The following is a 12385-nucleotide window of genomic DNA, read 5'->3' on the forward strand; positions in this document are numbered from 1 at the left end:
ACCAGTTGAAGCAGTGGCGGGGCATCGCCACCCGATACGACAAAACCCACCAGTCCTACCAGGCAGCCATCACCCTCGCCGCCATCCACCAATGGCTACCCACCCTTTGACGACACACCCTAGCCCTGAACGTCGAACAGCTCGGCCATCCGGGCCGCCTGCCGGTCCCAGGTCCACTCCTCGCACACCCACGACCGCCCGGCCGCGCCGAGCTTCGCGGCCAGCGCGCGGTCGCCGAGCAGCGTCACCAGCCGTTCGACGAGGGCGGCGGTGTCGGTGCCGCCCACGACGTAGCCGGTCTCGCCCTCCCTGACCGCGTCGGGCGCGCCACCGGAGTCGCCCGCCACGACCGGCAGCCCCGTCGCCGAGGCCTCCAAGTAGACGATGCCGAGCCCTTCGACGTCGAGGCCCCCGTTGCGGGTTCGGCAGGGCATGGCGAAGACGTCCCCGGCTGCGTAGTGGGCCGGCAGTTCGGCGAAGGGAACGGCGCCGGTGAAGAACACCGCGTCGGCCACACCGCGGCTCTCGGCCAGGGCCTTCAGCTTCTTGCGGTAGGGCCCGCCGCTGACCAGCAGCAGGGCCACGTCGGGGACCTTCGCGCGGATCGCGGGCAACGCGTCGATGAGCGTGTCCTGGCCCTTGCGCGGCACCAGGCGGGAAACGCACACGATCACCGGCCGGCCGGTCAGGCCGTAGCGCTCGCGCACCTCGGTTCCGTCGACTTCGGGGGTGAAGTTCTCGACGTCCACGCCGGGCGCCAGCCTCCGCAGCTCGGTGAGCTCCCCGACGACCGGGGCCAGCCGCTCGCGGGTGTACTCGCCGAGGTAGGTCAGGACGTCGTTGCCGCGCGCGATGCGCCGCAGCGCCGCCCGAGCGCCGGGGAGGGCCGCCCAGCCGACCTCGTGGCCGTGGGTGAGCCCGATCGCGCGGGTGATGCCCGCCTTGTCGCGCAGGGCGCGCGCGAGCAGACCCAAGGGCGCCGCCGCGCCGAACCACACCGAGTCGCAGTCGTGCTCGCGTGCCAGCGCGACGGCACGGCGGGAGACCGCGGGGGTCGGCAGGAGGACGCCGGTCTTCTCACGGATGACTGGGAAGGGCTGTTCGGCGTCGAAGGCCGTCGGGTCCCGCCAGGTGGAGGAGTAGACGACGAGGGAGCCGGGGGGCCGCCGGACGGCGAGGTTGTGCACGAACGACTGGATGCCGCCCGGTCGCGGCGGGAAGTCGTTGGTGACGAGCAGGGTACGGCGCACGCTGGGGACGATAGCCGACAAGACGGGTGGCCGGGTCAGCCGCCGTCGGCGTGCACGCGGGCGGCGGCGATGCGCTGGACGGTGCTGGGATGGGACGCGAACAGCCAGAACAGCACCGCCGGCGGGTCCACGTCGCCGAGGTTCGCCGTCGCGAGCCGCTGCTGCATGGACGCGAAGGTGCCGGGGTCGCCGGTGAGGACCAGGGCGTGCTCGTCGGCGGCGGCCTCGACCCGGCGCGAGACGAGGTTCTGGATCGGGGTTCCGACCAGTCCGACGACGGCGATCACCGCGAGCAGCAGGGCGACGGCCCGGGGACTGGTGATGGAGTCGACGCCGGCCCGGCGCAGCAGGCCGGGGAAGCCGCCGAGAACGGCGATGCCGCAAACGGTGGCGGCCGCGCCGATCGCGCCGAGCGCGGTGCCGATGACGACGTCGTTGTTCTTGGCGTGGCCGAGTTCGTGGGCGACGACCATGACGACCTCGTCGTCGGGCGCCTCGTGGAGGAGCGTGTCGTAGACGACGATGCGGCGAGTGGGGCCGATGCCGGAGACGTAGGCGTTGACCGCGCGCGTGCGCCGGGAGGCGTCGGCGACCAGGACGTCCTTGACGGGGACACCGTCACGAGCGGCCAGGTCGAGCAGTTCGGTGCGCAGCTCGCCCGCCGGCATCGACTCGAACTTGTTGAACACCGGTTCGACCAGGACCGGGTAGATCAGCGACATCAGCACGACCAGCAGCGCCGCGCCGGTCGCCGCGAAGACCCACCACAAGCGCGGGGCGAGGCGCGTCAGCCCGTAGAAGGCGATCAGCGCGACCAGTCCGAACACGATCGTGATCGCGTAGGACTTGGCGAGGTCGGCGGCCCATCCGCCCCAGTTCTGTGTGGACAGTCCATAGCGGACCAGGACCGTGTGCCGCCAGGCGGTGAACGGGAGCGTGACGAGCTGCGCGGCGAGCAGTACGGCGAGTCCGCCGAGCGCGGCCTCGGCAAGCCAGTGACCGCCGAAAGGACGCCCGCATGCGGCGACGAGCCGGGCACCTAGCGGGGTGAGCCCGAGGACGAGGGCCGCGATCAGCCCGGCGGCCATCGACAGGTAGCCGCCGGGCCGGGTGGCCGCGGCGAACTCCTTGCCCTTGGCCACCGCGGATGCCGGGATTTCGGCGAGCGCGGCGAGCTGCGCCGAACGCGAGGGGGTCGGCGGGTGCTGCCAGGGGATGAGGACGACGGCCGCGGCGACGAGGATGAGCAGGAGCACCGCGAAGGCGATGAAGGCGGGCTGCCGAACTGCTTGGGACACGGCCATGAGGTACCGTACCGTCGTCCGTTCAGGTGGTGTGTGGCGAGATATGGGCCACGCGCGGTATGAACCCTAGGCTGCGCGGCCCGAACCCGCCGGGCAAGTGCCACACTTGACGCATGTCGGTACGGACCCCAGCGCGCCGCGAGTGGCGGCTTGTCGTGTCCTCGGGGCACGCTGCGCTCTTTTCACCCGTACCGGCAGCGCCATGACCGCCCGGCCGGGCGGTGACCCGGCCGACGCCGACGAGATCCGCCCCGGGGAGGCGGTGGAGGTCGGGGTCGACGATATGGCGGCCGGGCCGAATCTCCCCGAGGCCGAGGCGCACGGCGCCGGACCCGGGGACGCCGGGCGTGGCGAGGCCGAACCCGACCTGCCCGAGGCGACGCGCCAGCGGATCGTGCACCTGACCGCGCAGACGCTTCCCGCGCTGCGCCGTGACGAGCTGCCGATGCCGCTGCGGAAGGTCGCGAAGTTCGCGCCGAAACAGCGTGCGCGTCTTGGCGGTTCGACGATCGCGGCGCAGCTGGCCTCGGACACCGCGTTCCGGCAGATCATCGCCGCGAAGGTCGTCGAGGGCACCGGTGAACTGGGCGCGGCCGTGGCCGCGGGAAATCCGCCCGCCGCGGCGGATCCGGTCGAGGTCGCCGCCCTGGCCTATCTCACGCGGCCCGTCGGCTGGCTGGACATGCTCGACGTGGCCGGCGCCGCGGTGCGCACCAAGGACGAGGAAGCGGCCGTCTCGGCGCAACTCGCCGAGGCGCAGCAGCTCGTCGCGCACGCCGAGCACGACAAGGCCGCCGCCGAGCGCGAGGCCGAGAAGCTGCGCGCGGAGCTGTCGGAGCTGCGCACCGAGGTCGTGGACCTTCGCGCGGCCAACCGAGGCCTGACCAAGGACCTGCGCGAGACGGCCCGCCGCGAGCAGAAGGCGAGCGACTCGCTCGCCGCCGAGCGCGGTCGCCTCAACAAGGCCGGTGAGGACCACAAGCTGGAGGTGCGCCGGCTGCGGCAGGAGCTGGAGCAGGCGAAGAGGGCTCTCGAACAGGCCCGGCACGGCGCCCGGGACGCCCGCGCGCTCAACGACGCGCGGTTGTGGCTGCTGCTGGAGACGATCGGCGAGGCGGCGCAAGGGCTGCGTCGCGAGCTCGCGCTGGAGCCGGCCGAGCGGACGCCCGCCGACCTGATCGGCGGTGTCGTCGCCGAACTGCCCGGCGCGACCGCCGCCTCCGCCGCGCGCGGCCTGGAGGCCGACGATCCGTCCAGGCTGGACGATCTGCTGGCGTTGCCGAAGGCGCACATGGTCGTCGACGGCTACAACGTCACCATGCGCGGGTACAAGGACCTCTCGCTCGAACAGCAGCGCGCGCGGCTCATCCGGGGAATGTCGGGGCTGGCGGCGCAGACCGGCGCGGAGACGACGATCGTGTTCGACGGGGCCGAACGCATCCACGGGCTGCCGCCGGCGCCCAGGGGCGTGCGGGTCCTGTTCAGCCGCAAGGGCGAGACCGCCGACGAGGTGATCCGCGCGCTGGTGCGCGCCGAGCCCAACGGACGGCCGGTCATCGTGATCTCCTCCGACAAGGAGGTCGCCGACGGGACACGCCGCCACGGCGCCTACCCCCTGTCGTCGGACACGCTCCTGCGCCGCCTCAGCCGCACCTGAGGACGGGCGAAACTCCGCCCGCACCCACGCTCGACCGAAAAATCAGCGCCCCTAGGGTGCTTTTGTCGTGCTTTTCTCGTGCCGCAGGCCACGATGGCACGAATCCGTCAGCGAGTCGATCTCGTCGCCTCCTAGCCTCGACCGTGGTCACCGGCAGTCCGGCCCACGAAAAGCCGAGCCCGAAGAGGACAAGCCTTGAAGAAGACTCTCGCCACCTCCGCCGCACTCGTCGCCGTCGCCCTGCTCGCCGCGTGCGGGCCGGCCGAGGAACCGGTGGAGAACGACGACAAGCCCGCCGACTCCGCCTCCCCGACGCCCACGGGTGAGGAGCAGTCCGGTGAGCAGGCGCTGGAGACCCCGTACGTCTACCCCGATGGTTTCGGCGTCGCCCTGTCGGACTTCGAGCGCGGGAAGTCCTCCGACACCGCGCTGCCGGCCGACACCGATTTCATCGGCTTCACGATCCAGGTGGAGAACAACGTCGGCAAGCCCGTCGACCTGGGCCTGTTCACGGTGATCTGCAAGACCGGCGAGGCCGGCGACGCCGCCGAGGAAGTCTTCGACGAGGGCCTCGGTGGCCAGCTGACCGGCACCGTCGGGGACGGGAAGAAGGCCACCGGCGACTTCGGTTGCGTGATGGGGCCCGACGAGACGAAGTTGCGGGTGGAGGTCTCCCCGAACTACGGGGACGACATCACCGAGCTCCCCGACACGGTCGTGTTCGCCGGCGAGATCGCGGTGGATGCGGCGGAGTAGGGGGCGTGACCGGGGCGCGTGACCGGGGCTGCGTGGCGGGGCCGGCCCCGCCCTTGTGGGGGAAGGGCGGGGCCGGGTGTGGGTGTGAGGGGTGCCAGGTGCGGTGTGGTGTGGGGTGGGTGTCTACGTCGGGGAGCGCGTGCACGTGCGGGGAAGGGTGTGGCGTGGGGCTGTGCATGGGGAGAGGGGGAGTGGGGCTGGCGGGTGGTTGGGCGGCGTAGGCACGAGGTGACGGGTTGGTCGAGTCGGCTTAGCCACCACCCCGCACCCCGCAGCCCTCAGCAGTGGATTCCGGAGTTTGGCGGCGCGAATGAGCCCACGCCGGCGAACTCTTGAGCGCGTGGCGGGGTGGGCAAGCCCGAACCCCCGCTCCAGGTCAGTGAACTCTGGTGCGTGGCGAGGAAGACGAGCCCATACCAGTTGACTCTGGCGCGTACGGCGGGATGAGCTCCTGCTACTCGCCCCACGCCTCCGAGCTCTGGCGCGGCGCGGGAAGGACGAGTCCAAGCCAGCCAACTCTGGCGCGTAGTGGGGCTGGCGAGCCCGAACCCCACCCGCCACGCCCACGGGGATCTGCGTGGCCCGGCCGGCGCCCCGCGCCCGCGCCCTGGCGTGTGGCCCGGCCTTCGCCTCGCGGACTTTGGCGCACGTAGCGGGGCGGGCCCAGGCATGTGGATGGGCAGGGACAAGGGCCGGCGAGGACGGAGGGCGGACGCGCTCCACCGCCCATGCCACCCACACCCGGCCTAGCCCAACCTCACGCCAGCGAGTTCTGGCGCGCGTGGCGGGGCGAGCGCGCGCACGCCCCACTTCCCCCACGCCAGCGAACTCTGGCGTGCGTAATGGGCGGACGGACGCGGACGGACCCTGGCTCCCGCCCCTCTCGCGCGGTTCACGCTTCACGCTTCACGCTTCACGCTTCACGCTTCACGCCAGCGAATTCTGGCGTGCGTGAGGGCGGCCCGCACCGCACCGCACCGCACCGCACCGCACCGCACCGCACCGCACCGCACCGCACCGCACCGCACCGCACCGATGGACTCTGGCGCGCGGAACGGGGCGAGCGGACCCAGCCTCACGCCACCGAGCTGGCGCGTGTGGCGGAGTAGGTGAGCCCTCGCCCTATACCCCACGCTGCCGAGCTCTGGCACGCGTGGCGGAGCAAGCCAGATCCCACGCCCCACGCCCTGCGCCCTGCGCCCTCTGACGCACGTAATGGGGCGGGCGGACCCACACATGTGGAAGGACGGGGCAAGGGCAGGCAGCGGATGCCCTTCACAGCCGTCTTCACCGCCCAGGCCACCCGCCCCCGACCGAGCCTACGACCCTCCACCCGCCACGCCCCGCCACCTCCCACGCCTCACGTCCTCCCGCCCCCACGCCCCCCGCGGGCGACTCTGCCGCCCTGTTACCGGTGACCGGTGACCGGTGACCGGTGACCGGTCACCGCGCCGGCTACCCCTCGCGCACGCCGGCAACTCTGCCGCGTACGACGGGGCGGTCGCCAAAGCCGTCCACCGCAACCACCCACCCACGGCGACCCCCGACGGCGGAGGCGCCCGCCCCGCCCAGCGGCAAGCGCGCGAAGCGCGACCGCGGCGCAGCCGCCGGCAAACACAGCCGCCCCACACCATCGTTATCGGCCTCCTCGGTCCTCGCGCAGCGTGTAAAGGGCGACGATGAGTCCGGCGAGGAAGGTGAGTGCGCCGGCCATGAGGCCGGTCGTGTATCCGTGGGTGAGTGCTTCATGGACGGTGGTGGTCGTCGCGTGGCTGGTGGTGACGGTGGTGGCGAGTCCGGCGAGGAGGGCGAGGCCTAGCGCGCCTCCAATCTGCTGGCTGGTGTTGATGAGGCCGGAGGCGATGCCGGTGTTGTGCGGGGGGATGTCGCGGACGCCGGCGATGGTGCACGCGACGAAGCCCATGCCCAGTCCGGCGCCGACGACGGCCTGCGCGGGGATGAGGACCAGCCAGGGATTCTGGTCGGGTGTGAGGAGCCCGAACCATGCCATTCCGGCGGTGGCGACGGCCATCGCGATCGCGGTGAGGGTGCGGGTCGAGGTGGCGGCTTGGAGTTTGGGGCCGATGACGCCCGAGCCGATGCCGATGGCGGCGGCCATGGGGAGGTAGGCGATGCCGGTCAGCATGGGCGGGTATTCCTTGACGGCCTGCATGTAGAGGGTGAGGAAGTAGAAGGTGGCGAGCATGCCGCCGCCCATCAGGAACATGACGAGGTTGGCGCCGAGGCGTCGGCGGTCGGCGATGACGGCGCCGGGCAGGATGGGATGCCGGGTGCGGCGCTGGATGACGGCGAAGGCGGTGAAGAGGGCGGCCGCGACGGCAAGGGTCGTCAGGGTCACGGCGTCGTCCCATCCGTGGCTGCCCGCGCGGTTGATCGTGTAGACGAGGGAACCGAGGCCGAGGGTCACGGTGAGGGCGCCGGGCACGTCGACTCCGCCGCGCTGTCGGCTGCCCGCGGGCAGGGCCGCGGTTCCGGCGAGGACGGCCAGGGCGATGGGGATGTTGACGAACATGATCCAGCGCCAGCCGAGGTATTCGGTGAGCGCACCGCCGAGCAGGAGTCCGGCGACGGATCCCAGGCCGCCCATGGCTCCGTAGACGCCGAGGGCCTTGTTGCGTCCTGGCCCGGGGGGATAGGCGTCGGCGAGGAGGGAGAGCGCGGCCGGAGCGATGACCGCGGCGGCCAGCCCTTGCAGCGCGCGGGCGGTGATCAACAAGCCGCCGTTGGTGGCGACACCTCCCAAGAGGGACGCCACGGTGAAGAGCACGAGCCCTCCGCGGAAGAGCCGACGGCGCCCGAACAGATCACCCGCTCGTCCCCCGGCGAGGAGGAGTCCGCCGAAGGTGAGCGCGTAGGCGGTCAGGACCCAGTTGAGGTCGCCGTCGGTCATTGCGAGGCCGCGCCCGATGTTGGGCAGGCCGACGGTGACGATGGTCCCGTCCATCACCATGAGCAGTTGCGCCGCGGCGATGACCGGCAGGGCCCAGGCGCTCGCGCGCCCGAGGGCCGAAGGATGCGTGTCAGTGGACATCGGTTGTTCTCCCCTGTTGTGGGACTCCAAAGGTCTCGGTGTGGACTTCGATCGCTCCACGCCTCCCTGACGAACCCCCACGCGTCAACGTGACGGCCGCTCGTCACCGCAACCCCGGGCCCCGCACCCGTCCGCCGCCGACCGGTGCCGCTGACCTGCCCGCCGGTCCCCCGCTATGACTCCCGCCACGTCGGCCGACCTCGCCGCGCACGCCAGGCGCGGTCAGCGAAACCGTGCGCCGCGAGCCTTCGACGAGCGGCGAGCAGGAGCGGCGGTGGGAGAGGGCGGGCGGGGAGGCGAATCCGGCGATCGATGCGGGCAGGTCCGGTGGGCGAGTTGAGCTGAGGCCTGCTCGACGGGCGTTGCGTCCGGCGAGACCAATGCCTGCCACGGGCAGGAGGGCTCCGGGCGAGTGAGTTGAGGCGGCAGGCGGCAGGCGGCAGGCGGCAGGCGGCAGGCGGCAGGCGAATCTAGCCAACAACCCCGCCACTGAAGCCCCTCACACCCACCCGCACCCGCCCGCCCACCCGCACCCACCTCCACCCCTCCCCCACGTCGGCAAACTCTGCCGCGTACGACGGGGCGGTCGCCAAAGCCGTCCACCGCGACCATCCCCGCACGGCGACCCCGACGGCGGAGGCGACCGCCCCGCCCAGCGGCAAGCGCGCGAAGCGCGGCCGCGGCGAAGCCGCCAAGAAACACTGCCGCCAAGCAACACTGTCGGTGGTGGGCGGTAGGGTCCCGGGCGTGGTGGACGTTAACGGCAGGGGTGTTCCTGTTCAGGGGAGCTCGCGGGTGAGGGCGGTGCAGCCTTCGCTTCTTGATCGTGGGGAGCCGTTGTCGGATATCACGTTCGTGGTGGTGGACTTGGAGACGACGGGGGTGGCGTCGGATTCGGCGGCGATCACGGAGATCGGTGCGGTGAAGGTTCGGGGTGGGGAGATCCTGGGGGAGTTCGGGACGCTCGTCAATCCGGGTGAGCCGATCGATGCGCGGATCACGATGTTGACGGGCATCAATGACGAGATGGTGCGTGACTTCCCGCCGATCCGTGAGGTGTTGCCGTCCTTTCTGGAGTTCGCGGCGGGGTGTGTTCTGGTGGCGCACAACGCGCCGTTCGATGTCGGTTTCTTGAAGGCCGCGGCGGATCGTTGCGGGTATGTGTGGCCGAAGCCTCGTGTGGTGGACACGGTGGTGTTGGCTCGGCGTCTGGTGGATCGCGATGAGGTGCCCAATAAGCGTCTTGGCACTTTGGCTCGCTATTTCCGCTCGACGGTGTCGCCCAATCACCGGGCGTTGGCGGATGCCCGGGCGACGGTGGATGTTCTGCACGCTCTGATCGAGCGGCTGGGCAGCCATGGTGTGCACACCTATGAGGAGTTGGCGGAGTTCGGCCGGGCGGTTCCGCCGGAGTTGCGCAAGAAGCGTCATCTGGCGCAGAAGGTTCCGAGCGCGCCTGGTGTGTACATCTTTCGTGACGCGGATGATCAGCCGTTGTACGTGGGCACGTCGATCAACATGGCGGCGCGGGTGCGCAGTTACTTCACGGCGGGTGAGACGCGTCGTCAGATGCGGGAGATGGTTCGCCGGACGGCCCGGATCGAGACGGTGGAGTGTTCGCACGGTCTTGAGGCGGAGGTGCGTGAGTTGCGGATGATCGCGGCGCACAAGCCGCCTTTCAATCGCCGCTCGAAGCATCCTGAGGGCGTGACGTGGCTGAAGTTGACCGACGAGGCCTATCCGCGCCTGTCGATCGTGCGGAAGCTGTCGGAGGGCGACGGGAGCTGGCTGGGGCCGTTTCGTTCGCGTGGGGCGGCGGAGGCGACGATGAACGCGATCGTCGACGCGATTCCGTTGCGGCAGTGCACGACCCGCTTGTCGGTGCGCAAGGTCAGTCCGGTGTGCGCGCTGGCGGAGTTGGGTCGCTGCCCGGCGCCGTGTGTGCACGAGATCTCGGTCGAGGACTACGGCGTGATGGTCAGCGCCTTGTCGGAGGCGATGACGGGTGACCCGGAGGCGGTCGTGGGGCCGCTGCTGACGCGTATCGAGACGCTGGCGGCGGCCGAGCGTTTCGAGGAGGCGGCGGCGGTCCGGGAGCGGCTGGTCTATTTCCTGCGCGCGGCGATCCGTACGCAGCGGCTGGCGTCGATCACCCGTATCGGCGAGTTCGTGGCCGCGCGTCGTGCGGCCGACCGCGGCTGGGATGTGGCGGTGGTGCGTCGGGGTCGTCTGGTCTCGGCGGGGCACAGTCCGCCGGGCGCGGATCCGATGCAGACGGTCGAGGTGCTCGTGGCGACCGCTGAGACGGTCGTGGGGGTTCTTCCGGCGGCCTATGCGGCCGAGACGGAGCGGATCCTGCACTGGCTGGAGCATTCGGACACGCGTCTGGTGCGCAGCAGTGAGGGCTGGTCTTCGCCGGCGAGGGCCGCGGGGCGTTACGGGTGGCTGCTGGCGAAGGCGGAGGACGCGGACTTACGGTCGCCGCTTCGGCGCTGAGTCAGCCGTCGACGCGCAGGGGGTGCTGCCAGTTCTCCGGGGGGACGGAGTCTAAAGGCACGCGGTCGACGATGTCGATGAGCCGGTCGGCGAGCTGCCCGGCGTCTATCTTGCCGTCGCTGACGGCCAAGCAGAGGGCGTCGACGTCGCGGTAGCCGAGGTCACGGCCCAGGCGCATGAGCGGCTCGTCGGTCGACAGGCCGCGGTCGCGCTGGTGGAGGGCCTGTTTGAGGGCGGCCCGGCCGGCGGTGATGCGTTCGGCGAGGGCCTTCTCGGGGATGCGGTCGTCGCGGTGCCCGGCGAACCACTGGCTGATCTGGAGCTGCGCCTGCGGGGTCTTGGCCGTGAGCAGCCACTCCTGGGAGGGGCCGGGGTAGTCGCCGCCTTCGGCGGTGATGATCTCGACGAGGTCGCCGTCGGCGAGTCCGCGCGAGAGCGGGACGAGCCGGCCGTTGACGTAGGCGCCGATGAGGCGGTCGCCGATGCGCGTGTCGACGCTGTAGGCGAGGTCGACGGGTGTGGCGGCCAGCGGCATCAGGACCTGGCGGCCCTGGGAGGTGAAGACGAGGATCTGCTCGTCGGCGAGGTCGCAGCGCAGCGACTCGAGGAACTTCGCCGAGTCGTTGGTCTCGCGCTGCCAGTCGAGCAGGCGGGTGAGCCACAGCAGCTTCTCGGGGCCGCGGTGGGCGCGCTGTCCGCTGGGCGAGAGCTGCGCGATGATGCCGAGCTCGGCGACCCGGTTCATGTGCCGGGTGCGGACCATGACGTCCATGGGCTCGTGGTCGGGACCGAAGACGGTCGTGTGCAGCGACTGGTACATGTTGAACTTCGGCGAGGCAATGAAGTCCTTGAACCGGCCGGGGATCGGCTGCCAGGTGTTGTGCACGGCGCCGAGGGCGGCGTAGCAGTCGGTGTCGGAGCCGTCGACGAGCAGGACCAGGCGCAGCGGGTCCTGGCGGCCGCTGGGGCGCCCGGCGTTGCGTTCCCGGTAGACCGAGTAGTGGTGACGGGGCCGGTCGACGATCTCGGCGCTGACGCGGACCTCGCGCAACTGGGGCGCGAGCTTGCGCCGCGCCGCCTCCACCCTCGCGTTGCGCTCGCCGCCGCGCGAGAGGAACGCGTCGATCTCCTTGTACAGCTCGGGTTCGATGATGCCCAGGACGAGGTCTTCGAGTTCGCGCTTGAGGACGTAGAGCCCGAGCCGGTCGGCGAGGGGGATGAGGACGTCCTGGGTGCCCTTGGCGATGCGGACCTGCGAGGGGCGCGACTTGAAGCCGAGGGTCTGCATGTTGTGCACCCGGTCGGCGAGCTTGATCACCATCACGCGGATGTCGCGGCCGGCGGCGACGATGAGCTTGCGGGTGGTCTCGGCCTCGGCGACCTCGCCGAAGGAGACCTTGTCGAGCTTGGTGACGCCGTCGACCATCCAGGCGACCTCGGTGCCGAAGTCGGCGCGCAGCTGTTCGAGGGTGTAGCTGGTGTCCTCGACGGTGTCGTGGAGGAGCGAGGCGGCCAGCGTGGTGGTGTCCATGCCGAGTTCGGCGAGGATCTGGGTGACCGCGAGGGGGTGGGTGATGTACGGCTCGCCGCTCTTGCGCATCTGGCCGCGGTGCATCTGCTCGCCGATGCGGTAGGCCTTGCGGAGCAGGGGGATGTCGGGACTGGCGTATTCGGCGCGATGTGTGCGCACGAGCTGATCCACGAGGGCGCTGAGCCCGTCGTTGGCCTCACTCGACCTTGAGAGGATGGCTCGCAGCACGTCGCACCTCCGTCCGCCTGATGTCGCGTCTTTGGCGATCCTAATGGGACGACTGGGCAGAACCTAGTGATCGAGGGCGAAGTGTCGCTCATCCGATCGGACGATTCATCG

At 71.1% G+C, this 12385-nt stretch carries 7 protein-coding genes and 1 pseudogene; 4 read left to right on the plus strand and 4 right to left on the minus strand.

Going from position 1 to position 12385, the window contains the following annotated elements; genetic code table 11:
• Positions 1 to 110 (plus strand): annotated as a pseudogene (locus tag AB0I28_RS37180) (IS5/IS1182 family transposase); the annotation flags it as partial.
• Between the two features lie 9 nt (positions 111 to 119).
• Here AB0I28_RS37180 and AB0I28_RS37185 read toward each other — a convergent pair.
• Together AB0I28_RS37185 and AB0I28_RS37190 are read right to left on the minus strand one after the other, a co-directional pair.
• Entirely contained in the window at positions 120 to 1250 is a 1131-nt protein-coding gene (locus tag AB0I28_RS37185) for a glycosyltransferase family 4 protein (RefSeq protein WP_357500729.1), read from the minus strand.
• Between the two features lie 35 nt (positions 1251 to 1285).
• Positions 1286 to 2518 (minus strand): M48 family metallopeptidase, encoded by a 1233-nt coding sequence (locus tag AB0I28_RS37190; protein WP_357500830.1) that lies wholly within the window; start codon positions 2516 to 2518, stop codon positions 1286 to 1288.
• A gap of 319 nt (positions 2519 to 2837) precedes the next feature.
• Between AB0I28_RS37190 and AB0I28_RS37195 the strand changes: the two genes are divergently transcribed.
• Positions 2838 to 4211, plus strand: a complete 1374-nt coding sequence (locus tag AB0I28_RS37195) for an NYN domain-containing protein (RefSeq protein ID WP_357500832.1) — start codon at positions 2838 to 2840, stop codon at positions 4209 to 4211.
• A gap of 195 nt (positions 4212 to 4406) precedes the next feature.
• Entirely contained in the window at positions 4407 to 4967 is a 561-nt protein-coding gene (locus tag AB0I28_RS37200; protein WP_357500731.1) for a hypothetical protein, read from the plus strand.
• A 1636-nt stretch (positions 4968 to 6603) separates the two neighbouring features.
• Here the strand turns inward: AB0I28_RS37200 and AB0I28_RS37205 are convergent.
• Positions 6604 to 8019, minus strand: coding sequence for an MFS transporter (locus AB0I28_RS37205; RefSeq protein WP_357500732.1), 1416 nt, complete (start codon positions 8017 to 8019; stop codon positions 6604 to 6606).
• A 795-nt stretch (positions 8020 to 8814) separates the two neighbouring features.
• On the opposite strand from AB0I28_RS37205, the gene AB0I28_RS37210 reads away from it, so the two are divergent.
• Complete coding sequence (locus AB0I28_RS37210; protein WP_357500734.1) at positions 8815 to 10515, plus strand: DEDD exonuclease domain-containing protein; 1701 nt, start codon at positions 8815 to 8817, stop codon at positions 10513 to 10515.
• Position 10516: 1 nt separating this feature from the next.
• Here the strand turns inward: AB0I28_RS37210 and AB0I28_RS37215 are convergent, their stop codons facing one another.
• Positions 10517 to 12274, minus strand: coding sequence for an HD domain-containing protein (locus AB0I28_RS37215; RefSeq protein ID WP_357500736.1), 1758 nt, complete (start codon positions 12272 to 12274; stop codon positions 10517 to 10519).
• Between the last annotated feature and the right edge of the window lie 111 nt (positions 12275 to 12385).

The organism is Phytomonospora sp. NPDC050363 (assembly GCF_040655735.1).
Lineage (GTDB): Bacteria > Actinomycetota > Actinomycetes > Mycobacteriales > Micromonosporaceae > Phytomonospora.

What these genes read in the sequence shown, in the direction of transcription:
- AB0I28_RS37195 (WP_357500832.1), top strand. Translation starts at nt 2,838, where the DNA reads ATGGCGGCCGGGCCGAATCTCCCCGAGGCCGAGGCGCACGGCGCCGGA.
- AB0I28_RS37205 (WP_357500732.1), bottom strand. Translation starts at nt 8,019, where the DNA reads ATGTCCACTGACACGCATCCTTCGGCCCTCGGGCGCGCGAGCGCCTGG.